Origin of the sequence: Rhizobium sp. Root708 (assembly GCF_001429725.1) — a bacterium.
Lineage (GTDB): Bacteria > Pseudomonadota > Alphaproteobacteria > Rhizobiales > Rhizobiaceae > Rhizobium.
Window position 1 is genome coordinate 109,618 of record NZ_LMHV01000040.1, and the last position, 22,766, is coordinate 132,383.

Here is a 22,766-nt window from a genome sequence, read left to right on the forward strand (position 1 = left end):
CCCCTTTACTCGATGACGCTTCAGGCGGCGGATCCCGAAGCATCGTGCCGTGCTGAAAAGATTGCCTGCAGGTTCGGGAGAATGATGAATTCGCCTCCCCGCTTGACCAGGCAGTTGATGTAATCGGGACGCCAGCGCATCCCGACGCTTGGTGGCGGCTCGCTTGCGGTCCTCGCAAGCGTCGTCACCTCGTTGACCTTGTCGGTGCGAAGTCCGACGAGCGTTGTCTCGCCTTCGATATCGATCTCGATGACGATGATCCGGCTGTCGATGGTCGCTTCCGTGCCTTCCATGCCGAAGGCCAGTCGCAGGTCAGCAAGTGGAATGACCTTGCCGCGAAAGTTGATGACGCTGGCGACGAAGGGCTGTGCACCCGGCACCGCCGTCTCCGGCAGCAGGTCCAGGATTTCCTGAACCATGACGGCCTCGAGCGCGAAGGTCTCGCCGTTCATGTCGAAGGTCAGGACCTCCACTTCATCGGCATAATTCCAATGATGATCGATCTTTTCGACTGCCGCGCTCATCCTGCCACCCGCATCTGTGCTTCCTGTTGCTGACCGGCGGCCACGAGGTGGCCGACGTCGAGAATGAGGGCAACGCTGCCATCACCAAGAATGGTGGCGCCGGAGAAAGTCGCGACGTCGTTGTGCAGCTTGGACATCGACTTGATGACCGTCTGGTGGTCGCCGATGATCTGGTCGACCACGAGGCCGACGCGCTCCGTACCGGTGGAGATGACCACCACTTTCTGGTGCACATCAGGCTTGGTGCCGGTGCGGAAGAGATCACGCAGGCGCAAGAAGGGAACGAGGCTGTCTCGCAGCGAAATGAAGCTGCGACCGCGCGAACGCAGATCCTCTTCAAGCGACAGTTCAAGGCACTCTTCGACCGCCGAAAGCGGGATCACGTAGCGACCGGAACCGACCCGCACCAGCAGACCGTCGATGATGGCCAGCGTCAGCGGGATGCGCAGCGAGACCTCGGACCCCTGTCCCGGCAGGCTCTCGATGTCGATCGAGCCGCGAAGGGCCTCGACCGTCTTCTTGACCACGTCCATGCCGACACCGCGGCCGGACAGGTTGGTGATGGCGGCGGCTGTCGAGAACCCCGGCGCGAAGATCAGCTGCAGCAGTTCGCTGTCGGACAGCGGCTGACCGGGCGAAATGAGGCCGGAGGATTCTGCCTTGGCGCGCACCCGCTCGCGGTTGATGCCGCGGCCGTCGTCCTTGATCGAGATGATGACCTCGCCGCCGGCCTGCCGGGCCGAAAGCGTCACGGTCCCGGCTTCGAGCTTGCCTGCAGCCAAGCGATCCTCGGGCGTCTCAAGCCCATGGTCGATGGAGTTGCGCACCAGATGCACCAGCGGATCGGCGAGCCGTTCGATGACAGTCTTGTCGACCTCGGTGCTTTCGCCCTCGGTCACCAGTTCGATCACCTTGCCTGTCTCGCGGGCGAGATCGTGCACGAGGCGGCGGAAGCGCGAGAACAGTGTCGCGACCGGCACCATGCGGAGCACCATCATCGTGTCGCGCAATTCGCCCGAGAGACGTTCGATTTCTTCCGAAACAGAGCGAAGGGCAATATCGGTGCTGGCGCTCGCCAGCTGGCTCAGGCGTGACTGCGCAATGACGAGTTCCCCGACGCGGTCCATCAGCTCGTCGAGGCGTTCAGCCGGAACGCGGACGTTCTCGGTCGCCTTCGCCTGGCGATGATCGGCAACCGCGGCGGCTTCCTTCTTGGCCGGAACGGCTTCGACCGGCTTGAACGCGGGATTCGAAACCGGTGGCGCAACGGGCAGAGCCGCAGCGGGAGCGGCAACAACCGCCGCAGCCGGTTCGACGGCCTGCGCCGACGGTGCCGCGATCTGCTGGACGTCGAGTTCCATGTCGTCCATCACGAAGATGAAGACATCATCGATCGCCGAACGATCCTGTTCGCTGGTCAGCAGAACGTCCCAGGAGACATAGAGCTCAGTCGGGACAAGCTCGTCGAGCGGAGGAATGGCCGCCGTATTCGCGCGGATGCTGCATTCGCCGAGATCGCGCAGTTCGTCGAGCAGACCCAATGGGTTGGTTCCGTTCGCCATCGCGTTCGACGGCAGGCTGAAGCGGATCCGCCACGTCGTCGTCTTCTTTGCCGATGCGGCGGCTGCGGCCGGTGCCGCAACTGCCGGTGCTTGCGCGTTCTCGCCGACGGCCGCCTGCAGCTGAGCCAGGAGCTTGTGCCCGGTATCGCCGTGATCCGCGTCCGGCTGGTCGACCAGCGCACGCATATGGTCCTGCGCGGCAAGTACGGCCGCGACCAGTTCCGCCGTTGCCGGCACTTCGCCCTTGCGGACGCGATCAAATGCAGTTTCGCAATGATGGGTAAATGCGGCGAGCGCATCAAACCCGAACATCGAGCCCGAGCCCTTCAGCGTATGGAGGCCGCGAAAAACCGCGTCGACCAGGTCCTTGTCGTCGAGCTGATGCGTCAGGTCGAGGAGACCTGCCTCGATCGTTTCGAGGCATTCCGCAGCCTCGGTGCGAAACACGGCTACCGGGTCGAGAGAACTCATCTGCCGAGAACCTTCTTGACGATCTTGACCAGATTTTCGGGATCGAAGGGCTTCGTCAGCCAGCCGGTTGCGCCGGCAGCCTTCGCGCGCGCCTTGAGGTCGGCATCCGACTCCGTCGTCAGGAAGATGATCGGCACGCCCGTATGGGTCGGAAGCTTGCGCAGCTCCTCGATCATCGTCAGACCGTCCATGACAGGCATGTTGAGGTCGGTAACGATCAGGTCGAAATGCGCGGACTTCGCCGTCGCGAGACCTTCGGCGCCGTTGACCGCCTCCGTTACCGTATAGCCGGCGTTGCTCAACGTGACCTTTGTGGTCAGACGGATGCTTGCCGAGTCATCGACAGTCAGAATATTGGCGCTCATGGCATGACCTCTTTATGCAACCAGAACTGTGCGTCTTCGCGGTTGAAGGCTTCGACGAAGCCCGCGCGTTCGAGAACTTTCAGGACGTGTACCCCGGCGGGGGAAGCGAGCGCGATCGTCTTTCCGCTCGCTTTGGCGAACCGACGAGCGGCTTCGACAAGCTGAACGAAACTCAGATCTGCTTCCGCGTCTTCGCCTATATCAAGAAAAATGGAATCATTACTTTGGAATGATTCAGTAATTTTTTGGTTCAACTCTGAGATATTCCTAATGCTTAGGATGTCAGGCAGAGAAATATGTTGCCTATACTGGCCACTGGCGCTCAACTCGGCCTCCTGGGACGGAGAAATACTTTTTCGACCCAAAGACGAATCTCACGATAGGCTTAACGGGGAGTAAAGTCCGGTTGTGTCCGAATACAATTACGACGAGTCTCGACTCCCTGAATTCTCACCCGGGAGAAATTATAGTGAACGTCGCTCAACTTATAAAAAGCGATTTAAAACCAATATCTTGATTCAATCGATAGGCGTTAGACGGCCCTGTGCGGGCACTTTTTCATGCTCCGTTAATCACAACGCAGGCGAGTCCGGAATGTTTACCTCCCGTTTCCATCCACTCCCGTAGAAATAGTCCCCAACCTGCCAGACTTATAGGTAAAGGAAATAAAGTGACAAACGGGGCGGCATCGGCAATAGGCGCATTCGAGATCTCCGGATCCGGCGTCAGCGACACGTTGGAAGCGGCACGTATCCAGGTCGAGGAACGTTTTCTCGAAGGTGGATCGGTGCTGCTGTCCGTCATGGACGGACTCAACCATTTGTTGAATTCGCTCGACAGCGTCACCAGCGCATTGAACGCCAGCGAAGGCAGCGATGCCGGCGCGGATCTGCGTACGACGGTGAAGAACCTGACGGAATTGCCTGAAGCCGAAAGGGCGCGTCATGGCGCGCTCTCGGCGCTGGCGGACAGCAGCCATTTGCTCCGCAAACATGTCGCGGACATGCAGGAGACGATGCGCTATTTGCGGACATTTGCCGTGACGGTGAAGATCACCGGCGCCGGCCTGCCTGAATTCGCTGGCTTCGCGCAGGAAATCCTCGAACGGATCTATTCCGGCACGGACGAAGTCAACAGCTTCGCCGGCCATCTCGACCGACTCGAAAAGGAAGTCAAACTGGCGCTGGCCTTCGGGGTCAACATGGCAAAGAACTATTCCGGGACCGTGCCGGAAGTCGCCGGTGCGCTGCAGGACGACGCCCGCAAGATTTCCGAGCATCGTCAGCATCTTGCAGCGATCGCACGCGACGTTTCCGCCATCGCTCGCGGCGTTCAGGGCAAGGTGGCCTCGACCCTTTCGGCGCTGCAGATCGGCGACATCACCCGCCAGCGCATCGAGCATGTGCAGAGCACGTTTTCGCTGCTGGAAGAATTCCTGAGCGGCCCGGAGGGCAGCTGCCTCAACGCCGACGCCCGTCGGCGCCTCGAATGCGTCGTCAATCACCTGACGGCAGCGCAGATGAACGAAATGGTCCAGGATTTCCACCGCGACTCGCAGAGCGTCGTGAAGACCATCACGAGCTTCAGCCACGACACCCGTGAGATCCTGCGGTTGCGCGATCAGATGATGGACAACGGCGAATCCAACTTCATGCGTGCATTGGAAACCAGCGTCTCCGCAGCGCACGAGATCGTCAAGCAAGTGGATGCGGCAACGCGTCAGGCCGACCAGGTCAGCCAGTCGACGCTCGGCACCGCCGCCAACCTGCTCCAGTCGATCGACAACATCCGCAAGGTCAAGACCGACATCAACTATATGGCGCTGAATACCAACCTGCGCTGCAGCCGTCTCGGCGAGGAAGGCAAGTCCATCAACGTCGTGACCGCCGAGTTGCGCATATTTGCGGGACGGCTTGACGAATCCGCCGATGCGATCGTCAACGGCCTGCCGGCTCTGGAAGCCGCCGCCGCAAACATCGCGCCGCCAGCCGATGCCAGATCGGGCGGGCTCGCAGAAAATCTCGACAGCGCGGTCGCCGACATTCGCGGCGCGGCGGACACGATGGATGGCGAACTGAAAATCCTCGCCGAACATGGCCGCGAAATCGCCGGCAAGATCGGCCAGCTGGCAGGAAAACTCGATTTTCAGCGCGACCTCGGCGATACCCTCGCACGCTGCGCCGACGCATTGGAGACCGTTGCCGGCGCGGAGATTGCCGATATCTCCGATCTGACGGAGATCATCGCACCCTTGGATCGCAAGATCTTCAAGCTCTACACGATGGCGCAGGAGCGCACGATCCACCGCAACATCATTGCGGCGATCGAAGAACCCCAGGCAGCAGCGGCCGCTCCTGCCTCGACAGGCGACGAGGATGAGGATCTGTTCGCCGACGCGCTGTTCTAGGGATTAGCGGGTACGGCGGAACTTGTTGGCGGCATCGATTGCCGCCTTCTGCTGATTGTCTTCGATACCAAGGAAAAAGTCTTCGAGGGCCGGATCGGGCAGACCGGCGCGGCGCGAAAGCACATACCACTTCGCCGCTTCGACGGGGTCCGGCTTGGTGCCTAGCGCATTGATATAAAGATGCGCCAGCTTGTTCTGCGCAACCACGTTGCCGCCATTGGCGGCAAGCCGCAGCCATTGGAAGCCCTTGGTGAAATCGCGCGGACCGTTGGTTCCGTTCACCATCCAGACGCCGAGATCGACCTGCGCCGTATCGAAGCCCGCATGCGCGGCGCGCGCCATCCACTCGCGGGCGAGGTTCTTCTTCTCGGCCGGCAGATCGGGGAGCGCGGCATAGATCTCCGCCACCGCATATTGCGCGTCGGCGATCCCCTGCTCGGCGGATTTCTCGTAGTAGGGAAGAGCCATTTTCAATCCCTTCTCGCCGGGATTGTCAGCGGTCAGGATCTGTCCCCAATTGAATGCGGCCGACGGATTTCCGACATCGGCAGCCTTGTGCATGTAGTCGTCGGCCTTGGCCTTGTCGCGCTTGACGATACGGCCTTCCATCAGGAGCAGCGCGTATTTGAACATCGCCGCCGCGTCGCCACCCTCGGCGGCCTTGCCGTACCAGAATGCCGCGGCCTTCGGATCGCGCTTGACGCCAAGTCCGCTGGACAGCATTTCCGCCACCAACGTCTGCGCGGCAGGATCACCCAATTGTGCGCGGGGCAGCGCCCTTTCCATGGCCGTGAGGTAATAGCCGCGCTGATAGGCCCCGTAGGCCTCGTCGACCGGCCCCTTGTAATCCTTCTCAGCGGGAAGATCGGGCAGCTTGGCTCCCATGCGGTCGAAAACCCCGACGCCTGTTGATGGCGCGGTTCCGTCCGCTTGCGGCCGGTTCGTCTTCAAGGCGCCCGGAGCGTCCGAGAGCGGTCGCGTCACGACGTTGTCGACCGTCTGCGCCGATGCGCCACCTGCACAGGCGGCGACGGAAGCGGCGACTGAAACTAGCAAAAGGCGCAGGAAACGGGCGTTCATCGTCATGAGGGCGATATCAATCCTCAAACCGTGGCGCTTTTTCGTCCAGCAATGCATTGATCTCGGTGACAACAGACGGCGCGCGGCCAGCCTCGCCAAAGACCGCCAGCCGCATCGCAACAAACTCCGCGCCGGTCTCGGCAACAGCGAGCGCCGACGCCGGGTCGGTCCCGCCCATCACGATGCAGGGGATCTCGATCATCGATGCCCACCACTCGGCGAGAGCGAGATTCTTCGGATGAGCTTCCGGCTTGATGTCGCCATCCAGCTTGCCGAAGAAGATATAGTCCGGCCGCTCCTCGCCGATCTCCAGCGCATGGTGGCGATCGGCGGCATTGCCGCCGCCGACGATGAGCTTGTCAGCGTAGCGGTCGATGGCTTCAGCGATTTCGGTCGCGGGACCGGTGACATGCACGCCGTCCGCCTTGGCGCGGCCGATGACACGAGTGTCGCCGGCTAACAGCGCCGCGGCGGCGGCGGCCTGGATGATCGGCACGAGCCGTTCCGCATGTTTCTGGAAATCGCCGTCGTTCAGCGCGTATTGCGGCACGATAACCGACGCGACGTCACCGCCCCTCAGGGCGTCTTCCACGATCTTTGCCTGCTCTTCAATGTCCGCGACATCGGGAACGATGAGGACTAGGCGGCAGCGATTTTCCGGTTCGGTCATGAACTCTTTCCGTTTGCAGCAGATTCCACCATTGGCCGGCAGGTCCGCACTCGTTTTGTGTGAGTAATTCCGTTAGATCGGACTGGCAAGGGGAGGATTTTCAAAAGCATGCCGATGGACCTGTCATTTTACTACGCCGCTGTTCCCGCCGTCATCCTCGTCGGCCTGGCCAAGGGCGGGATGGGCGACGCCCTCTCCTTGATCGGATTGCCTTTTCTGGCACTTGTCGTCTCGCCGGTTCAGGCTGCTGCGATCCTCCTGCCGATCCTCGTCTTCATGGACATGATATCGCTGGTGATCTGGCGCAAGCATGGCGATTGGACAACGCTGAAGATCATGCTGCCGGGTGCGGTGTTCGGCGTCGCGCTCGGATGGGCGACATCGGCCCTTGTTCCCGGAAACGTCCTGCGGGTCGTGATCGGCGCCGTCACCATTCTTTTCTGCCTGCGCTACTTCTGGAACAACTTCGGCCCCGGCGCTGGCAGGGTCGTGCCCCCGCATGGCCAGCGACCGCTTCTGGCCACGATCTGGGGCACGTTTTCTGGCTACGGCAGCTTCGTCGCGCATGCGGGCGGGGCGCCGTTCCAGATCTATGCGCTGCCGCTGCAGCTTGCCCCACGCGAATACATCGGAACCAGTGTGCGCTTCTTCGCGATCCTGAATGCCATCAAGCTTGTCCCGTATTTCGCCCTTGGCCAGCTCGACACACAGAACCTGATGACCTCGGCCACCCTCCTGCCCTTTGCTCCGGTCGCGACCTTCGCGGGAGCGTGGTGCGTCAAGCGCATGAAGCCGACGATCTTCTATCCCTTCATGTACTCTATGGCCCTGATCGCCGCTGTTCTGATCGCCCGGGAAGGCCTCGGCTACTAGGCATCGGACAGTTTCGCTGCACCGCACAATTTTCTTGCCGAGATGCCCCGTTTGACGTAGCTTTCCCGCATGTCGAACACGGACCCTTTTACTGCGATTGCTGACCCTCACCGGCGCTTTCTGCTGGAGGAGCTAAGGCGCGCGCCGCGCACTGTGAACGAGCTCGCGGAAGGGTTGCCGATCAGCCGTCCGGCCGTGTCCCAGCATTTGAAAGCACTGCTGGACTGCAACCTCGTATCGGTAACGGCAAACGGCACGAAGCGCATTTATGCCGTCAACAATCGCGGCTTCGACAAGCTCAATCTCTGGCTGGATCAGTTCTGGGCTTGACATCTGGACATGAAAACGCGCCGGTCGCGATATATTCCGCAACCGGCGCGCAAAAATGGCAATCTGCCACAGCCCTTCACCAAACTATTGAAATCTTTTCAAATTCCTTTTGCATTAGGTGTAAGCCATACCGGCAGTTTCATTCTCTGTCTCAATGTACAGATGATTTGAGACGCTCAATCTCGTCCTTGATGCGCAGTTTCCTGCGCTTGCACTCGGCAATCTCATGGTCGTCTCTTGCGGGGGATGTCATCAGTGAATGAAGCTCGTCCTCCAAAGCGCCATGCTTCTTCTGGAGTGATTCAAGATGAGCTTGAACAGTCATTTGACCCTTCCTTCCTCTTACCTCTCCCCGGCCAACACCGCCGGAGATCCAAGGCGTCAACCTTTCGAATGTGACACATTTTTGAATGCTTGTCGAAGGCGAAAACATGAAGACTACGTGGCAAATTCATGGTCGTGACCAACTAGCCGTTACCGCTAATTGGTGATAGGAGCATGCGGAAATCATCGGCAAACCGGACAATGTCCGAAGACGATCATGGGGAATGCATATGGCCGATCAGGAACAGGCTGAAATCAGGCTCATAGCGGCGCGCTTGCGCCAGGAGCATGAGGATTATGACGCCGCCATCAACGCCATGATTGCCACAGGCTGTGATGCGCTGCGCGTGCAACGCATGAAGAAGAAGAAGCTGGTCATCAAGGACAAGCTCTCGCAACTCGAAGATCAGATCATTCCTGATATCATTGCCTGAAGGGAACGTCGTGACGATGACGGACAGACCCCCGGTTGCCATCATCATGGGCAGCCAATCCGATTGGGAAACCATGAAGAACGCCGCCGACACCTTGGAGGCGCTGGAAATTGCCTATGATGCGCGCATCATCTCTGCGCATCGCACGCCGGATCGACTGGTGAATTTCGCAAAGAGCGCCCGCGACGAGGGTTTCAAGATCATCATCGCCGGCGCCGGCGGCGCCGCCCACCTTCCGGGCATGGCAGCGGCCATGACGCCTCTGCCGGTTTTCGGCGTTCCCGTCCAGTCCAAGGCGCTTTCCGGCCAGGACAGCCTGCTTTCCATCGTTCAGATGCCAGGCGGCATTCCCGTCGGAACCCTGGCGATCGGCAAGGCCGGCGCAATCAACGCCGCGCTGCTCGCAGCCGCGGTCCTTGCATTGTCGGACGAGGAAATCGCCGACCGCCTCGACGAGTGGCGCGAGCGCCAGAGCGCAGCCGTTGCCGAATACCCGATGGACGACCTATGAACGTAAAGACGATCGGCATCATTGGCGGCGGCCAGCTTGGCCGGATGCTGGCCATGGCTGCCGCGCGATTGAATTTCCAGACTGTCATCCTCGAGCCGCAGGCCGATTGTCCGGCCGCGCAGGTCTCCACCAGCCAGATCGTCGCGGCCTATGACGACAGCGCGGCCCTCGCCGAGCTCGCGAAACGCTGCGACGTCGTGACTTATGAATTCGAGAACGTGCCGGTGTCTGCGGCCGCGGTCCTTGCACGCTCCGTGCCCGTCTATCCGCCGGCAAAGGCACTGGAAGCCGCGCAGGATCGCCTCGTCGAGAAGCGCTTTCTCAATGACTGCGGAATCCCGACCGCCGATTTTCGCGCGATCGACAGCCAGGCCGATCTTGATGCCGCGCTCACCGAATTCGGCGAAAAGGGCGTCCTGAAAACGCGGCGCCTCGGCTATGACGGAAAAGGCCAGCGCGTCTTCCGCTCGGCTGCGGACCGTAGCGATGACGCTTATGCGAGCCTCGGCAACGTTCCTCTCATTCTCGAAAGCTTCGTCGCCTTCGAGCGGGAAATCTCCATCATCGCCGCCCGCGCATCCGACGGTACTGTCGCCTGCTACGATCCGGCCGAGAACGTTCACCGCGACGGCATCCTGCACACCTCGACCGTCCCGGCCGCCATCTCGCAGCAGACCGCGGATGCCGCGCGCCGCGCCGCCGAGACCATCTTGGCGACGCTCGGCTATGTCGGCGTGATCGGCATCGAGTTTTTCGCGCTTGCCGACGGCAGCCTGGTAGCGAACGAGATGGCGCCTCGCGTTCATAATTCCGGACACTGGACGGAAGCGGCCTGCGTCATCTCGCAGTTCGAGCAGCATATCCGTGCCGTGGCCGGGCTTCCGCTCGGAAATGCCGGGCGGCATTCGGACTGCGTCATGCAGAACCTGATCGGCGACGATATCCTCGCCCTTCCGGAGTGGCTCCGCCGCCCCGATACCCTCGTCCATCTCTACGGCAAGACCGAATCCCGGCCCGGCCGCAAGATGGGACACGTCACAATACTGACTGGAAAATAGCGGCTTTCGAGGGTATAAAGCGGCGTCTCTCCCGTGAAAAACACCTTCATGTGGTTGACACAGACAAGAGGCCGGGTTATCTGCACGCCCAACCTAAAGAGCGCGCCCTGAGCGCGCTTTTGATTGTAATAGACACGGGCGAATGTGAATTCCCCCTAAACATCGCGGATCAAAACAATGAAGATCAAGAATTCGCTCAAGTCGCTCAAGGCTCGTCACCGTGACAACCGCCTGGTTCGCCGCAAGGGCCGCATCTACATCATCAACAAGCTGAACCCACGCTTCAAGGCTCGTCAGGGCTGATTTAGCGACCGGCTTGACTCCGTGGTTCATACACTCGGAGTCGCCGCGGACAGCGTGAAAATGCTTTGATCTTCTGCGTTGGCGGGCTACTATGCCCGCCATGCGTTTTTTTGCCATGACATTTGCGGCTATGCCGCTGGCTCTCGCCCTGCTTGCTCCCACCACTTTGCCTGCGATCGCGCAGGAAAAGGATACGATCAAGGAGCAGCCCGAAGCCAACCTTTCCCCTCAGCAGCACCTTGACCAGCTCTACGCGCAGCTGAAGCGCGAGCGCAACGGCGACAAGGCAAACAATATTGCCGACGAAATTCGCACCGAGTGGAACGATTCGGGAAGCGCTACCGTCAATCTTCTGATGCAGTGGGCCGACAAGGCCATTGAGGAAAAACGGACGCCGGCAGCCCTCGATTTTCTCGACCAGGCGATCGCGCTGAAGCCCAATTACGCCGAGAGCTGGAACCGCCGCGCGACGTTGAACTATGCGAACGGCAATTATCGCAAGTCCATGGCCGACATCGAACGCGTGCTGGATCTCGAGCCCCGCCATTTCGGCGCCCTCTCGGGCATGGCGACGATCCTCACCGATACCGGCAACGATCAGCTGGCGTTGAAGGCCTGGGAACGGTTTCTCGATATCTATCCAGCCAACCGCACCGCCCAGGAGCAGATGAACACGCTCTCTGAAAAACTGGCGGGAAGCCGGACCTGATGTTTGAGCGTGAACCGCTGATGCCGAGCTTGCGTACGATCTGACAGATATTGTTGCAGGTCGCCTCCATGTTCGCCATCCTCTCCGCTTTCCTTGCGCCCATTGCCGTTGCGATCGGCTACTCCGCCTACAAGGCCCGGGAGTTCGAACGCGCCTATCCCAACATCGGCGAACTGACCGATATCGGCGGCTATCGCATGAATGCCGTCCACATTCCGCGACCCCTGACAGCCGATCTGCCGCCACTGGTCTTCGTTCATGGAGCCAGCGGCAATCTCCTCGATCAGATGGGTGCGTTCCTGGCGCCCTTGCAGGGACGCGCCGAGATGCTCTTCATCGACCGCCCCGGCCACGGCTACTCCGAGCGCGGCGGGCCCGATAATGCCCTGCCCTCTGGACAGGCCGACGCCATCGCGCAATTGATGGAGCGGAAGGGGATCATGGAAGCGATCATCGTCGGCCATTCCTTCGGCGGCGCGGTCGCGGCAGCCTTCGGCGTCCGGCATCCCGAAAGGACCAAGGGCTTGCTGTTCCTTGCCCCGGCAACCCACCCCTGGCCGGGCGGCGTCGATTGGTACTATCGTGTCGCGACGGCGCCGCTGATCGGCTGGCTGTTCAACCACATGCTGGTCATACCGCTCGGCATGCGACGCCTCGAGCGCGGCACACGAAACGTGTTTCGGCCAAATGCGCGACCCCGGGACTATATCAGCAAGACCGCACCATCCCTCGTCCTTCGGCCGGATACCTTCTACAATAATGCCCGCGACTTTGTCGGACTGCTCGGCTACGTCAAGAAGCATTCGCCATTCTACAACAGGATCAAGGCGCCGACCGTCATCATAACCGGCGACAGCGACGACATCGTCTGGGAGCATCTGCATTCCCAGGGTCTCGCCCGGGATATTTCCGGCTCCGAGCTCGTCAAGGTAAAAGGTCTCGGCCACAAGCCGGATTACCTCGCCACCGATCTGGCGATTGCCGCGCTGGAAAAGATCGCCGGCAAGCCCCGCGACCTGCGAGCCGTCGCGGCCATGGTCGAAGAGCGGCTTGCCGCGGCGAACGGAGCGCAGGCGTTCGAACAAGCTAGCAGCCCTGCGCCCGCCGTAGCGGAAGTTTGTTGACCAACCCCGCATTGCCCACGCAAGCAGCGATCCCATATCCAGTGGATCGCACCGCTCGAGGGGGTTGTCATGAGCCATCTGCGTAAATCCGCTGCACTGCTGGTCGCCGGTTGGCTTGTCCTGGCGGTCCCGCCTCTTCCTCCGGCGTTCGCCGCCTCGCCGACGCCTGTTGAAGCCGAGCATGGCATGGTCGTGACGGCCCAGCATTTGGCAACGGATGTCGGTGTTTCGGTGCTGAAGAGCGGCGGCAATGCCGTCGATGCAGCGGTCGCCGTCGGCTACGCGCTCGCCGTCGTCTACCCGACGGCCGGCAACATCGGCGGTGGCGGCTTCATGACCATCCGCCTGAAGGACGGCAGGACGACTTTCCTCGATTTCCGCGAGCGCGCGCCGCTCGCAGCCACCAAGACAATGTATCTCGATGCCAAGGGCGATATCGTCCCGCGCGCCAGCCTCGACGGTTATCTCGCCGTCGGCGTGCCCGGATCCGTGAAGGGCTTCGAGATGGCCCGCGAGAAATACGGCACCAAGTCACGGCAGGACCTTATGGCGCCGGCGATCCGCTACGCCACGGAAGGCTTCACGCTGGAACAGGGCGATGTCGCCAGTATCACCGGCAGCGCCAAGCGGCTCGCCAAGGACGAAGCCGCGGCAAAGATCTTTCTGAAGCCGGAGGGCAAGCCTTACGCCGTCGGCGAAAAGCTCGTGCAGCCCGACCTTGCCGCCGTTCTCTCCAGCATCGCCGACAAGGGACCCGACGCCTTCTACAAGGGCATGCCCGCCGACGCGATCGTCAAGGCAAGCCAAGCAAAGGGCGGCATTCTCGCCAAGGAGGATTTCGAGCAGTACGCGGTGCGTGAGTTGAAGCCGGTCGAGTGCAGCTATCGCGGCTACGACATCATCTCCTCGCCTCCTCCCTCCTCCGGCGGCGTCATCATCTGCGAAATCCTTAGCGTGCTGGAAGACTACCCGCTCTCCTTCCTCGGCTACGGCTCCGCCGAGACCGTGCACCTGATGGTCGAGGCGATGCGTTACGCCTATGTCGACCGCAACGCCGCCCTCGGCGACCCTGACTTCGTCGACAACCCCGTCTCGACCCTGCTCGACAAGGGCTACGCCAAGGCGATCCGCGCCAAGATCGATCCCTACAAATCCGGCACCTCGGCCAACCTGAAGCCGCTCGGTGCCAAGGAAAGCGTCGAGACCACGCACTATTCGATCATCGACGATGAAGGGAACGCCGTCGCCGTCACCTACACGCTGAACGGCAACTTCGGCGCCGCCGTCGTCGCCCCCGGCACCGGCATCCTGCTCAACAACGAGATGGACGACTTCACCTCGAAGCCAGGCGTTCCGAACCTTTACGGCCTCGTGCAGGGCGAAGCCAATGCGATCGCCCCGAAGAAGACCCCGCTTTCCTCGATGAGCCCGACGATCGTCACCAAGGACGGCAAGCCCTTCATGGTAATCGGCAGCCCCGGCGGCTCGCGCATCATCACCATCACGCTTGAGGCGATCCTGAACGTTGTCGATTTCGGCATGGACATCAGCCAGGCGGTCAATGCCCCTCGCATTCATCACCAGTGGCAGCCCGATAAGATCTATCTCGAGCCCTACGCGCTGTCGCCCGATACCATCCGGGCCCTGATCGGTATGGGCCATACGCTCGACGATGGCAGCAGCGGCCCGCCGCAATGGGGACAGGCCGCTGGCATCCTGGTCGGCGGCAAGAGCCTCGCCGATATCGAGAAAGGTGGCGGCGCGCGCTACTACGGCGCGATGGACAGCCGCGCCACCGAGGGCTCCGCCGGCGGCTACTGATCAGCGGATGCGGGCGTGGACATAATCGCCCTTGATGCTCACGCGAGGCCGGGCGCCGGGCACGCTCGGTTCCAGGCTGTCGACATAGGATGCCTTGGCAATCACCGAGTAATCCACCGGCACGCCGCTTCCGAAGGTGAGGTCCGTCTGCAACGACTGCGCGGTGATGTTGACGGTCTCGTCCTGCCGGATGCTGTCGTAGCGCAGATGCGCGCGCACCGCCGTGCCGAGGATATCGATCCCGGCGGCGTGGCCATCAAAGCTGATGTCAGCCGCCTTGCTGGTGATCGCGACATTGGCGAAATCGCCATCCAGCTGCGCCTTCAGCGCCTCCTGCTCGATGCGCACGGTGGTTCCAGGCGCGACATTTGCGGAAATCTCCGGCGTACAATCGGACAGATCCGCCCATGCCGTCTGCATCACCTCGATCTTCAGGACCGTCCCATCGATGCGCATCGCGCTTCGATCGCGGCAGCTATTGAAGAACCAGCTCGAATAGAAGCTTGAGAACCAGCCGTTGCGCCGCGCGCTGGTATTCGCTGTGTAGGGGCCCGCGTCATCAGTGGTTAGCCTGACCTCACTTGCCTCACCGCTGATGACAACGGATCGGATGAGTGAAACATCAAGTGTCTCGCCGGCCATGCGCGGTCCGGCGAAGGCGGAGGCAAGCGTCAGAGTGAATGCGGGGATAAAGAGGATGAGGGTCATCGGTTTCTCCTTGGACGCGCCGGCCGGCGGCTGGCGATTGCGTGCAAGGTGAAGACCGGGAGCCGATCTCGAGACCTCGATCGTGATCCGGGTCGCCCGCGATTGCGATCGAGGCCATAGTCGTGCAGTTATTGAACGCGTCTCACCGAGCCCAACCATCATGATCTTCGTTCCGCTTCCCTTTGTCGTTGCCCTCCTTCTCGTCATCCTGCTCATCCGCATGCTCAGGCAGAACGATTGGGCAGAACAGGAAAAGCGCCCGTTCCTACTTTTGATCGGCGCCTACACGCTGCAATCGATCATCATCGGCGTCCGCTGGGGCTATGACGTGATCGACATCCTGCCGATCCAGCCCGTCGTCGCCTGCATGATCGCGGCGCTCGCCTGGATCAGCTTTCGCAACCTCGCCGCGGAACGCCAGACATCGCTCCTCCGCTTCTGGCCGCATATCCTGCCGAGCGTTCTGATCGTCGCACTCCTGGTCTTCTGGCGCGATCTCGTTGGTCCGGTCGTGACCGCGACTTTCCTTGCCTACGGCGCAGCCCTGCTCTGCCTCGCCCGCAACGGCCCGGATGCGCTCATCTCCTCGCGTCTCGATGGCGCGCTTCTCTCCTATCGCTCGCTCGTGATCACCGGACTGGCGCTGATCGCCTCGTCGGCGGCCGATATCGCGATCAGTCTCGACCTCGAACAGAGTGGCGGCATCCACTCCGGGGCAATCGTCGCCGTCGGCAATGTCATTACACTTCTGATCCTCGGCACGGCAGCGTCAATTGCCAGCGGCAGCCAGTCGCTCGCCGCCCTGCCATCGGAAGCCACCACGCCACCCGCCCCGAGCGACGAAGACGATGCCATCGCTCGTGCGCTGGAAAGCCTGATGCAATCCCGACAGCTCTATCGCGATCCCGACCTCAATCTCGGCCGCATCGCCCGCAAGATGAACCTGCCGGCCCGCCGCGTCTCGATGGCAGTCAACCGCGTCCACGGCGTCAGCGTCTCTCAGTATGTGAACGACTTTCGCATCCGAGCCGCATGCGAGGCGCTGGTGACGACGGACGAGCCCATCACGCGGCTGATGTTCGATTGCGGCTTCATCAGCAAATCGAACTTCAATCGCGAGTTCCTGCGCGTTGCCGGAACCAACCCGACCGAGTTTCGGCGGCGCGGGCGCCGCCAATACGACGCAGCCGATACACGCCCGACGCTTTTCGTGTCACGGTGACAAAGTCGTCGTTCACATCAAGCGCGTGCCACCCTATTGAGGGGCGTACCGTCATTCGAAAGAGTCTCCATGGTCAGCATTGAAATGATCGTCGCAGCTCGCGCTCGTCTGCGCGGCCATGCGCGCCGCACGCCGCTTCTCTCCTCCCCTTTCATCGACGAAATTGCCGGCCGGCGCGTGTTCGTGAAGGCCGAATGCCTGCAGCACACCGGCTCCTTCAAGTTTCGTGGCGGCTGGTCGGCCGTTTCCGCGCTTGATCCGGCCGTTCGCAGCCGCGGCGTCATCGCCTTCTCGTCAGGCAATCACGCGCAGGGCGTGGCGCTCGCCGCCAAGCTGCATGGCGTGCCATCGGTCATTATCATGCCGGCCGACGCGCCGAAGCTGAAGATCGCCAACACGAGGGCGCTCGGCGCGGAAGTCGTGCTCTACGACCGTGCGACACAGGATCGCGACGCCATCGGCGCCGAGCTTTCGTCCGCCCGTGGGCTGACGCTCATCAAGCCTTTCGACGAGCCACAGGTGATCGCTGGCCAAGGCACGACGGGTCTCGAGATCGCCGAGCAGGCGGAGGAGGAAGGCGTCAAGTCGGCCGAGGTGCTGGTGCCCTGCGGCGGCGGCGGCCTGTCATCGGGGATTGCGCTTGCACTCGAAGCCAGCGCACCGGCATTTCGCGTTCGCCCCTGCGAACCGGATGGTTTCGACGATTTCACGCGGTCGCTGGCCTCAGGCAAGATCGAGCGCAACGCAACGATGACCGGCTCGATCTGCGATGCAATCATCACGCCGCAGCCCGGCAGCATCACCTTCCCGATCCTGCAGCGCCTCTCCGGTGCCGGCATCGTCGTGACGGACGACGAGGCGCGTCGGGCAATGGCCCTCGCCTTCGTCCGGCTGAAGATCGTTGTCGAACCCGGCGGCGCGGTCGCACTCGCCGCAGCCCTTTTCCATGGCGATGAGCTGGAAGACGAAAACGTCGTCGTCGTTACCTCGGGAGGCAACGTCGACGCCGATGTCTTCGCCGAGGCACTGGCCCGGCACGGATAGAGGCGGACCAGGCCTGCCTCCAGACGGCTGACGAAGCCGTCAGCTCGATTGAATGTCTGGACGAGAGCAAGATACCCATCACCGTCATACCGGCCTCGTGCCGGTATCCAGCGCGATCAAGTCATTGATCACGAAAGACTCCCTGGCCGGACAGACGCCCGGCGGGCTGGATTCCGGCTCAAGGCCGGAATGACGGAGAAGCAAGGGATGTCGAACAACAGAGGTTTGCCAACAAAGAGCGAGACAGGCCAACCTGCCTCACTCTTTCGTTCAATCGGCTTTATAGCGGAGCGCCGGTGCCGAGCGTGACAGGTTCGGTATCAGCGCCTGGCGAGCATCCTCGTAGGCCTTGAGCAATCCGGCATCCTCGAGAGCCGGGATGGTCGCGAACTCGCCCTGGTCGAAGCCGGCAAGGGCTGCGTCCACCATGTCTTCGGCCTGCATGACGATCTCGGTCGGCAGGTGCTCGACCGGCGTCCCGGCGATGCCCCAGAATTCGGTCGCGGTCGCTCCTGGCAGCACCGCCTGGATGCGGATGTTCTTGTCCGCCAGCTCGTGCTTCAGCGATTGGCTGAATGCCAGAACGAAAGCCTTGCTCGCCCCATACACACCGTTCAGCACCTCGGGCGCGATCGCCACGATCGACGCGATATTGATGATTGCACCGCCACCGCGAGCAACGAAGCCGGGCACGGCGGCGTAGGTCAGCCGCATCAACGACGTGACGTTGAGATCGACCATCGCCTGCATCTTGTCGACGTCGGAGGCAAGCAGCGGCGCGGTGGCGCCGACGCCGGCGTTGTTGACCAGAAGCGTGATGCTGCGATCGCTCTTCAGCACCGCCTCGACACGCGCCAGATCGGCCGCCTTGCCGAGGTCGGCTGGGATGGTTTCAATCGTCCTGCCCGTTTCCCGGGTGAGCTTGGTGGCAAGTTCGGAAAGCCGTTCCGCATTGCGGGCGACCAGAATGAGATCATAGCCGCGCTTTGCGAGCCGCTGAGCATAGATGGCACCGATCCCCGATGACGCGCCGGTAACGAGTGCGGTTCCTTTGTGCTGTTCGGTCATTGTCGTTCTCCAAGTAGCAACAGCGCCTGCTGTTGGCTTGAGGAGAGTCTTACGCCTGATTGCCAATGTCTTGAATGTCATATAAACCACCTTTTAGGACAAACGGAGTTTTGAGCCATGCAGCGCATCGCCGTCCTGCTTTTTCCGGGCTTTCAGATGATGAGCCTCGCCGCTATCTCCGCCTTCGAGTTCACAAACCTCGAGCTCGGCGAACAGGCCTACGACATCGCCTACCTCTCCGAGACCGGTGGACCGATACGGGGCTCCTTCGGCGTCACGATGGAAACGACGCCGTTCGACGATCCCGCTTTCGATACGTTGCTAGTGTCGGGCGCCGTCGGCATCAAGTTGCCGACTCCAGGAGAGAGCGAATTCATCCGCAACGCGCTTGCCGCCTCCCGCCGCGTCGCCTCGATCTGTACCGGCGCCTTTCTGCTTGCCGACGCGGGCGTGCTCGACGGCCGTCGCGCCACGACACACTGGCTCCTCGCCCGCGAGCTGCAGTCACGCTATCCCCAGGTCAGAATCGAGGAGGATCGCATCTTCATCATCGACGGATCCGTCTGGAGCTCGGCGGGGATGACCGCCGGGGTCGATCTGGCGCTTGCCATGGTCGAGAAGGATCACGGCGCCGACATCGCCCGCGCCGTCGCCCGCAAGCTCGTCGTCTACCATCGCCGCGCCGGCGGCCAGTCGCAGTTCTCTGCACTATTGGAACTGGAACCCAAATCGGACCGCATTCAGAAGGCACTGGTGCATGCGCGCGGCAACCTGAAGAACACGCTATCCGTCGAGGAGCTGGCAGAGGCAGCCGCACTCAGCCCCCGCCAGTTCAGCCGGACGTTCCGCGCGGAGACAGGGCAGTCGCCGGCCAAGGCCGTGGAGAACCTGCGCCTTGAGGCGGCTCGCCTGATGATGGAACAGGGCCGGCACCCGATCGACGTCGTTGCCGCGGAAACAGGCTTCGCCGATCGCGAGCGGATGCGCCGTGCCTTTCTGCGCGCCTTCGGCCAGCCGCCGCAGGCGATCCGGCGAAACGCCCAGCGCGAATATCAGGCATAGGCTCTCGCAGCCGGCTGGATGGCCGATGGCACCGCGTCAGCGACAGCCTCCCTAACGGATTGCAGCATGATGGACGCAAGCCGCGCAGTTGCCGGCCCGGACTCCGCTTCGGCGCGATGCAGCACAAGGCCGAGCGAGGGTAGCTCGGGCAAGCCGGCTTCGTTGGTGGCAAGCGGCTTCACCTTCCGCGGCAGGCCAATTGGCGTGCGGATGCTGATGCCGAGCCCGGCAGCCGTCGCTGCCCACAATCCCCCAAGGCTCGGACTGACGAAGGCGAGCCGCCAGGGAATGCCCGCCGTATCGAGCGCCTTGGTCGCCGCCGTGCGCAACAGGCACGGAGCCTCGAGCGAGGCGAGCGGTACCGGCTCGCCGCTGCCGAGGCTCCAGTCGACCGCCCCTTCCGCCGGCCCGATCCAGCGCATCGGCACTTCGGCGATCTTCTCGCAATAGGGCGTCAGCGTGCCGTCGCTCCACGCCAGCGCCAGATCGAGCTTGCCCGAGGTTACCCGCTCGATCAGCTCGACATTGCGCACGACACGCGCCTCGATACGGACCTTCGGATGCGCGCGCGCAAAGCGGCCGAGCACATCAGGCAAAAGCGTTTCGCCGAAATCCTCCTGCAATCCGAGCCTGACCCAGCCCTCGAGTTCGATACTCTGTACCGCTGCGGCCGCCTCGTCGTTGAGCTCCAGCAGGCGGCGCGCATAGGCCAGCATCGTCTCCCCCGCATCGGTGAGCGCGAGGCCGCGTCCCGCCTTGCGGAAGATCGGCGTGCCGGCCTGCTCCTCCAGCTTCTTCAGCTGGGCGCTGACGGCCGAGGTCGAACGCCCGAGCCGGTCGGCAGCCCGCGCGAAATTACCAAGCTCCATTCCGGTCGCGAAGGTCCTGAGCACATCGAGATCGAAGATCGTCCGTCGCATCGTAATAATCCCATTTTATCGGATCATTAGTTCATTTAATTCTGATTTTCTGCACTATCGTGACGTGCGATGCTCCTCCTGTCAAGAATTCACCTAAAGGAGGCAATTATGCCCTTCGTTCGTATCTCTCTGCTGCGCGGCAAGTCGCCGGAGTATCTTCGCGCCGTTTCGGATGGCATTCATCGCGCCATGGTCGAGACCTTCAATGTGCCGCCGACAGACCGTTTCCAGGTCATCCACCAGCATGAACCGGGCGAGCTGATCTTCGACCAGAACTACCTCGCCGGACCACGCTCCGACGACTTCGTGCTTTTCGCCATCACCGCCGGCAAGCCTCGCTCGACCGAAACGCGACAAGCCTTCTTCAAGCGCGCCGCCGAACTTCTCGGGGTATCGCCGGGCATCCGGCCGGAAGACGTCATGATCGTCGTCACCACCACATCACCCGACGAATGGTCGTTCGGCGATGGAAAGGCGCAGATGATCGAGCCCGGCTGGGAGGCCCGCGCCTTCGGGAGTGCCCCGTGATGGGCAACCCTGAGCGCATGACGATCCACCGTCAGGGCAATGCCGTCCGCTCGCCCGCCGATATTGCCACCGCGCCCTTCTGGGTCGAGATGCTGCTGGAAGGCGCAGCCGATGGCGAGAACACCGCGATGCGGGCAAGCCTCGATCCCGGTACGATCACACGCTGGCACACGCATCCGCGCGGGCAGCTGCTCTATGTTCTATCGGGCAAGGGGCTAGCGCAACGCGAAGACGGCGCGGTGGAGGAACTGCGTGCCGGAGATGCAGTCTGGTTCGCCGCCGGCGAGAAACACTGGCATGGCGCGACGCCTGACAGCGCGTTCAGCTACATCAGCGTCCAGGCAACCGAGGCCGGTCGCATCGTCGACTGGCTGGAACAGGTGGAGGTTCTCTCATGATAGCGATGCAGTACAGCTTCACCCTACCCGCCGATTACGACATGTCGATCATTGACCGGCGTATCCGCGACAAGGGACCGATGCTCGACGGCTTTCCCGGCCTCGGCTTCAAGGCCTACCTCAGCGCCCGCAAAGGCGAGTTCGGATCCCGTGAAAACCTCTACGCCCCCTTCTATCTCTGGCAGCAGCCGGAGCGCGCCAGCGACTTCCTCACCGGCCCCGGCTTCGGGGGCCTGACGCAATCCTTTGGCTGGCCCGCGGTGAAGACCTGGATCGTCTGGCACGCGGAGACCACGCCTGCAGTGGCGGAAGCCAAGTTCGCCACCGGGGAAACGATCGCCATCGAGCCCTACTCCTCGCTTGCCGAAATCAGAGACGAGGAAATCAAACGCGTGCAAAGACAAGCGCGGTCGGCCGACATCGTCGCCTCGGTCTCAGCCTTCGAGCCGACAAGCTGGACGGCCGTGCGCTTCAGCCTGCATCGCTCCGCACCGCTCATTGCGGCCGCCGGTCAAATCTATCGTGTCGGTCACGTATCGCTTCCCTAGAGCGTCAGCTCGTTGCCCGGCGGTACAGCGCAAGCGATCCCGCCAGCGCCAGCATCGCCCCACCGCAGGCGCGCTCCAACCAGACCGCACCTGCCGTCTTCAGCAGGCGGACCGCCTGCGAACCGAAGACCGCGTAACCGAGCATGATCAGAAAATCGAGCGACGCGAAGACCACCGCCAGCACGGCATACTGCGTCGCCTGAGGTAGCGCGGGATTGATGAACTGCGGCAGGAACGCCGAGAAGAACAGGTAACCCTTGGGGTTGGTGACGGCGACCATGAAGCTCTTGAGGCCGATGGAAAAGGCGGTTCCGCCGGTCATCTCGTTTTCCGACTTCAGCGCCGCGTTGAAGCCGCCCTTGGTGCGCAGCATCATGATCCCGAGAAAAGCGAGATAGGCAGCGCCGACATATTTCAGCATCGAGAACCAGAATTCCGACGCCGCCAGAAGAGCGCCGAGACCGATCGCCACGGCACCGAGGAGCACAAAGTCGGACAGCACCGCGCCGATCATGCCCGGGATCGCCCGACGAACGCCGTAACGCGAGCCGTTGGTCATCGCCAGAAGCACCGTCGGTCCCGGCGTCGCGATCGCGACGAAGGAGACGGCCACGAATGCGAGAAGTGTAACAATGTGCATGACGCCCTCCCGAACAAGGAAGCCGACCCTTGCATGTGCGCCCGCCAGCCGCAAGACACCCA

Annotated in this window: 27 protein-coding genes; 16 read left to right on the forward strand and 11 right to left on the reverse strand. The window is 62.1% G+C overall.

Annotated elements, in window-relative coordinates; genetic code table 11:
* Positions 1-20: 20 nt before the first annotated feature.
* From ASE04_RS19745 to ASE04_RS30260, 4 genes are read right to left on the reverse strand one after another with little or no spacing between them, the layout of a single operon-like run.
* Positions 21-524 carry a chemotaxis protein CheW gene (locus tag ASE04_RS19745; RefSeq protein ID WP_056820852.1) on the reverse strand — a complete coding sequence of 168 codons (504 nt, stop codon included), beginning with the start codon at positions 522-524 and terminating at the stop codon, positions 21-23.
* Positions 521-2,557 (reverse strand): chemotaxis protein CheA, encoded by a 2,037-nt coding sequence (locus ASE04_RS19750; protein WP_056820858.1) that lies wholly within the window; start codon positions 2,555-2,557, stop codon positions 521-523. Before ASE04_RS19750 ends, ASE04_RS19745 begins: the two co-directional genes overlap by 4 nt.
* Positions 2,554-2,922 (reverse strand): response regulator, encoded by a 369-nt coding sequence (locus ASE04_RS19755; protein WP_056820863.1) that lies wholly within the window; start codon positions 2,920-2,922, stop codon positions 2,554-2,556. Before ASE04_RS19755 ends, ASE04_RS19750 begins: the two co-directional genes overlap by 4 nt.
* Positions 2,919-3,248, reverse strand: a complete 330-nt coding sequence (locus ASE04_RS30260) for an STAS domain-containing protein (RefSeq protein ID WP_443216890.1) — start codon at positions 3,246-3,248, stop codon at positions 2,919-2,921. The genes ASE04_RS19755 and ASE04_RS30260 overlap by 4 nt, the downstream gene beginning before the upstream one ends.
* Before the next feature lie 344 nt (positions 3,249-3,592).
* On the opposite strand from ASE04_RS30260, the gene ASE04_RS19765 reads away from it, so the two are divergent.
* Positions 3,593-5,329, forward strand: a complete 1,737-nt coding sequence (locus ASE04_RS19765) for a hypothetical protein (protein ID WP_056820870.1) — start codon at positions 3,593-3,595, stop codon at positions 5,327-5,329.
* A gap of 3 nt (positions 5,330-5,332) precedes the next feature.
* Here ASE04_RS19765 and ASE04_RS19770 read toward each other — a convergent pair whose 3' ends face one another.
* Together ASE04_RS19770 and ASE04_RS19775 are read right to left on the reverse strand one after the other, a co-directional pair.
* Positions 5,333-6,415, reverse strand: a complete 1,083-nt coding sequence (locus tag ASE04_RS19770) for a tetratricopeptide repeat protein (RefSeq protein ID WP_056820875.1) — start codon at positions 6,413-6,415, stop codon at positions 5,333-5,335.
* 10 nt (positions 6,416-6,425) lie between these two features.
* Positions 6,426-7,079, reverse strand: a complete 654-nt coding sequence (locus ASE04_RS19775) for a thiamine phosphate synthase (protein ID WP_056820882.1) — start codon at positions 7,077-7,079, stop codon at positions 6,426-6,428.
* 108 nt (positions 7,080-7,187) lie between these two features.
* Between ASE04_RS19775 and ASE04_RS19780 the strand changes: the two genes are divergently transcribed.
* On the forward strand, positions 7,188-7,952 hold the full coding sequence (locus tag ASE04_RS19780) for a sulfite exporter TauE/SafE family protein (protein ID WP_056820886.1): 765 nt from the start codon (positions 7,188-7,190) through the stop codon (positions 7,950-7,952).
* 69 nt (positions 7,953-8,021) lie between these two features.
* The gene (locus ASE04_RS19785; protein WP_056820892.1) at positions 8,022-8,282 is read left to right on the forward strand and encodes an ArsR/SmtB family transcription factor; all 261 of its coding nucleotides are present in this window, start codon (positions 8,022-8,024) and stop codon (positions 8,280-8,282) included.
* A gap of 151 nt (positions 8,283-8,433) precedes the next feature.
* Here ASE04_RS19785 and ASE04_RS30265 read toward each other — a convergent pair whose 3' ends face one another.
* The gene (locus ASE04_RS30265; protein WP_082597410.1) at positions 8,434-8,607 is read right to left on the reverse strand and encodes a YdcH family protein; all 174 of its coding nucleotides are present in this window, start codon (positions 8,605-8,607) and stop codon (positions 8,434-8,436) included.
* A 229-nt stretch (positions 8,608-8,836) separates the two neighbouring features.
* On the opposite strand from ASE04_RS30265, the gene ASE04_RS19790 reads away from it, so the two are divergent.
* The 7 genes from ASE04_RS19790 to ggt all read left to right on the forward strand — a co-directional run bounded on the left by ASE04_RS19790 (position 8,837) and on the right by ggt (position 14,566).
* Positions 8,837-9,040 (forward strand): YdcH family protein, encoded by a 204-nt coding sequence (locus ASE04_RS19790; protein ID WP_056821461.1) that lies wholly within the window; start codon positions 8,837-8,839, stop codon positions 9,038-9,040.
* A gap of 16 nt (positions 9,041-9,056) precedes the next feature.
* The gene (gene purE, locus ASE04_RS19795; protein WP_056821466.1) at positions 9,057-9,551 is read left to right on the forward strand and encodes a 5-(carboxyamino)imidazole ribonucleotide mutase; all 495 of its coding nucleotides are present in this window, start codon (positions 9,057-9,059) and stop codon (positions 9,549-9,551) included.
* Positions 9,548-10,609 carry a 5-(carboxyamino)imidazole ribonucleotide synthase gene (locus tag ASE04_RS19800; protein ID WP_056820895.1) on the forward strand — a complete coding sequence of 354 codons (1,062 nt, stop codon included), beginning with the start codon at positions 9,548-9,550 and terminating at the stop codon, positions 10,607-10,609. Before purE ends, ASE04_RS19800 begins: the two co-directional genes overlap by 4 nt.
* 177 nt (positions 10,610-10,786) lie before the next feature.
* On the forward strand, positions 10,787-10,912 hold the full coding sequence (gene ykgO, locus ASE04_RS19805) for a type B 50S ribosomal protein L36 (RefSeq protein ID WP_003566454.1): 126 nt from the start codon (positions 10,787-10,789) through the stop codon (positions 10,910-10,912).
* 91 nt (positions 10,913-11,003) lie between these two features.
* The gene (locus ASE04_RS19810; protein WP_056820897.1) at positions 11,004-11,621 is read left to right on the forward strand and encodes a tetratricopeptide repeat protein; all 618 of its coding nucleotides are present in this window, start codon (positions 11,004-11,006) and stop codon (positions 11,619-11,621) included.
* Between the two features lie 68 nt (positions 11,622-11,689).
* Positions 11,690-12,745 carry an alpha/beta fold hydrolase gene (locus ASE04_RS19815; RefSeq protein ID WP_056820899.1) on the forward strand — a complete coding sequence of 352 codons (1,056 nt, stop codon included), beginning with the start codon at positions 11,690-11,692 and terminating at the stop codon, positions 12,743-12,745.
* Positions 12,746-12,814: 69 nt separating this feature from the next.
* Positions 12,815-14,566 carry a gamma-glutamyltransferase gene (gene ggt / locus ASE04_RS19820; RefSeq protein WP_056820901.1) on the forward strand — a complete coding sequence of 584 codons (1,752 nt, stop codon included), beginning with the start codon at positions 12,815-12,817 and terminating at the stop codon, positions 14,564-14,566.
* Here ggt and ASE04_RS19825 read toward each other — a convergent pair whose 3' ends face one another.
* Positions 14,567-15,274 carry a hypothetical protein gene (locus ASE04_RS19825; RefSeq protein ID WP_056821471.1) on the reverse strand — a complete coding sequence of 236 codons (708 nt, stop codon included), beginning with the start codon at positions 15,272-15,274 and terminating at the stop codon, positions 14,567-14,569.
* Positions 15,275-15,434: 160 nt separating this feature from the next.
* Between ASE04_RS19825 and ASE04_RS19830 the strand changes: the two genes are divergently transcribed.
* Both ASE04_RS19830 and ASE04_RS19835 read left to right on the forward strand, forming a co-directional pair.
* The gene (locus ASE04_RS19830; RefSeq protein WP_056820902.1) at positions 15,435-16,496 is read left to right on the forward strand and encodes a helix-turn-helix domain-containing protein; all 1,062 of its coding nucleotides are present in this window, start codon (positions 15,435-15,437) and stop codon (positions 16,494-16,496) included.
* Between the two features lie 69 nt (positions 16,497-16,565).
* On the forward strand, positions 16,566-17,540 hold the full coding sequence (locus tag ASE04_RS19835) for a threonine ammonia-lyase (protein WP_056820908.1): 975 nt from the start codon (positions 16,566-16,568) through the stop codon (positions 17,538-17,540).
* Between the two features lie 270 nt (positions 17,541-17,810).
* Here the strand turns inward: ASE04_RS19835 and ASE04_RS19840 are convergent, their stop codons facing one another.
* Entirely contained in the window at positions 17,811-18,608 is a 798-nt protein-coding gene (locus ASE04_RS19840) for an SDR family NAD(P)-dependent oxidoreductase (RefSeq protein ID WP_056820910.1), read from the reverse strand.
* 117 nt (positions 18,609-18,725) lie between these two features.
* Here ASE04_RS19840 and ASE04_RS19845 point away from each other — a divergent pair, with 117 nt between their 5' ends.
* The gene (locus tag ASE04_RS19845; protein WP_056820912.1) at positions 18,726-19,670 is read left to right on the forward strand and encodes a GlxA family transcriptional regulator; all 945 of its coding nucleotides are present in this window, start codon (positions 18,726-18,728) and stop codon (positions 19,668-19,670) included.
* On the opposite strand, the gene ASE04_RS19850 is transcribed toward ASE04_RS19845, so the two are convergent.
* Entirely contained in the window at positions 19,661-20,590 is a 930-nt protein-coding gene (locus ASE04_RS19850; RefSeq protein ID WP_056820913.1) for a LysR substrate-binding domain-containing protein, read from the reverse strand. The two genes, ASE04_RS19845 and ASE04_RS19850, sit on opposite strands and share 10 nt — an antisense overlap.
* A 108-nt stretch (positions 20,591-20,698) precedes the next feature.
* Between ASE04_RS19850 and ASE04_RS19855 the strand changes: the two genes are divergently transcribed.
* The 3 genes from ASE04_RS19855 to ASE04_RS19865 are packed head-to-tail and all read left to right on the forward strand — an operon-like array spanning position 20,699 to position 22,064.
* Positions 20,699-21,118 carry a tautomerase family protein gene (locus tag ASE04_RS19855; protein WP_056820915.1) on the forward strand — a complete coding sequence of 140 codons (420 nt, stop codon included), beginning with the start codon at positions 20,699-20,701 and terminating at the stop codon, positions 21,116-21,118.
* Positions 21,118-21,516, forward strand: coding sequence for a cupin domain-containing protein (locus ASE04_RS19860; RefSeq protein WP_056820917.1), 399 nt, complete (start codon positions 21,118-21,120; stop codon positions 21,514-21,516). The genes ASE04_RS19855 and ASE04_RS19860 overlap by 1 nt, the downstream gene beginning before the upstream one ends.
* Positions 21,513-22,064 carry a DUF4865 family protein gene (locus tag ASE04_RS19865; protein WP_056820919.1) on the forward strand — a complete coding sequence of 184 codons (552 nt, stop codon included), beginning with the start codon at positions 21,513-21,515 and terminating at the stop codon, positions 22,062-22,064. Before ASE04_RS19860 ends, ASE04_RS19865 begins: the two co-directional genes overlap by 4 nt.
* A gap of 4 nt (positions 22,065-22,068) precedes the next feature.
* Here the strand turns inward: ASE04_RS19865 and ASE04_RS19870 are convergent, their stop codons facing one another.
* Complete coding sequence (locus ASE04_RS19870) at positions 22,069-22,704, reverse strand: LysE family translocator (RefSeq protein WP_056821476.1); 636 nt, start codon at positions 22,702-22,704, stop codon at positions 22,069-22,071.
* Positions 22,705-22,766: the final 62 nt, after the last annotated feature.

Bases quoted from the DNA above. Each gene is read 5' to 3' on its own strand.
- ASE04_RS19775 (WP_056820882.1), bottom strand. From the start codon at position 7,079: ATGACCGAACCGGAAAATCGCTGCCGCCTAGTCCTCATCGTTCCCGAT.
- ggt (WP_056820901.1), top strand. From the start codon at position 12,815: ATGAGCCATCTGCGTAAATCCGCTGCACTGCTGGTCGCCGGTTGGCTT.
- ASE04_RS19750 (WP_056820858.1), bottom strand. From the start codon at position 2,557: ATGAGTTCTCTCGACCCGGTAGCCGTGTTTCGCACCGAGGCTGCGGAA.
- ASE04_RS19790 (WP_056821461.1), top strand. From the start codon at position 8,837: ATGGCCGATCAGGAACAGGCTGAAATCAGGCTCATAGCGGCGCGCTTG.
- ASE04_RS19855 (WP_056820915.1), top strand. From the start codon at position 20,699: ATGCCCTTCGTTCGTATCTCTCTGCTGCGCGGCAAGTCGCCGGAGTAT.
- ASE04_RS19840 (WP_056820910.1), bottom strand. From the start codon at position 18,608: ATGACCGAACAGCACAAAGGAACCGCACTCGTTACCGGCGCGTCATCG.
- ASE04_RS19745 (WP_056820852.1), bottom strand. From the start codon at position 524: ATGAGCGCGGCAGTCGAAAAGATCGATCATCATTGGAATTATGCCGAT.
- purE (WP_056821466.1), top strand. From the start codon at position 9,057: ATGACGGACAGACCCCCGGTTGCCATCATCATGGGCAGCCAATCCGAT.
- ASE04_RS19850 (WP_056820913.1), bottom strand. From the start codon at position 20,590: ATGCGACGGACGATCTTCGATCTCGATGTGCTCAGGACCTTCGCGACC.
- ASE04_RS19860 (WP_056820917.1), top strand. From the start codon at position 21,118: ATGGGCAACCCTGAGCGCATGACGATCCACCGTCAGGGCAATGCCGTC.
- ASE04_RS19810 (WP_056820897.1), top strand. From the start codon at position 11,004: ATGCCCGCCATGCGTTTTTTTGCCATGACATTTGCGGCTATGCCGCTG.
- ASE04_RS19770 (WP_056820875.1), bottom strand. From the start codon at position 6,415: ATGACGATGAACGCCCGTTTCCTGCGCCTTTTGCTAGTTTCAGTCGCC.
- ASE04_RS19845 (WP_056820912.1), top strand. From the start codon at position 18,726: ATGCAGCGCATCGCCGTCCTGCTTTTTCCGGGCTTTCAGATGATGAGC.
- ASE04_RS19815 (WP_056820899.1), top strand. From the start codon at position 11,690: ATGTTCGCCATCCTCTCCGCTTTCCTTGCGCCCATTGCCGTTGCGATC.
- ASE04_RS19785 (WP_056820892.1), top strand. From the start codon at position 8,022: ATGTCGAACACGGACCCTTTTACTGCGATTGCTGACCCTCACCGGCGC.
- ASE04_RS30265 (WP_082597410.1), bottom strand. From the start codon at position 8,607: ATGACTGTTCAAGCTCATCTTGAATCACTCCAGAAGAAGCATGGCGCT.
- ASE04_RS19780 (WP_056820886.1), top strand. From the start codon at position 7,188: ATGCCGATGGACCTGTCATTTTACTACGCCGCTGTTCCCGCCGTCATC.
- ASE04_RS19870 (WP_056821476.1), bottom strand. From the start codon at position 22,704: ATGCACATTGTTACACTTCTCGCATTCGTGGCCGTCTCCTTCGTCGCG.
- ASE04_RS19830 (WP_056820902.1), top strand. From the start codon at position 15,435: ATGATCTTCGTTCCGCTTCCCTTTGTCGTTGCCCTCCTTCTCGTCATC.
- ASE04_RS19800 (WP_056820895.1), top strand. From the start codon at position 9,548: ATGAACGTAAAGACGATCGGCATCATTGGCGGCGGCCAGCTTGGCCGG.
- ykgO (WP_003566454.1), top strand. From the start codon at position 10,787: ATGAAGATCAAGAATTCGCTCAAGTCGCTCAAGGCTCGTCACCGTGAC.
- ASE04_RS19825 (WP_056821471.1), bottom strand. From the start codon at position 15,274: ATGACCCTCATCCTCTTTATCCCCGCATTCACTCTGACGCTTGCCTCC.
- ASE04_RS19755 (WP_056820863.1), bottom strand. From the start codon at position 2,922: ATGAGCGCCAATATTCTGACTGTCGATGACTCGGCAAGCATCCGTCTG.
- ASE04_RS19865 (WP_056820919.1), top strand. From the start codon at position 21,513: ATGATAGCGATGCAGTACAGCTTCACCCTACCCGCCGATTACGACATG.
- ASE04_RS19835 (WP_056820908.1), top strand. From the start codon at position 16,566: ATGGTCAGCATTGAAATGATCGTCGCAGCTCGCGCTCGTCTGCGCGGC.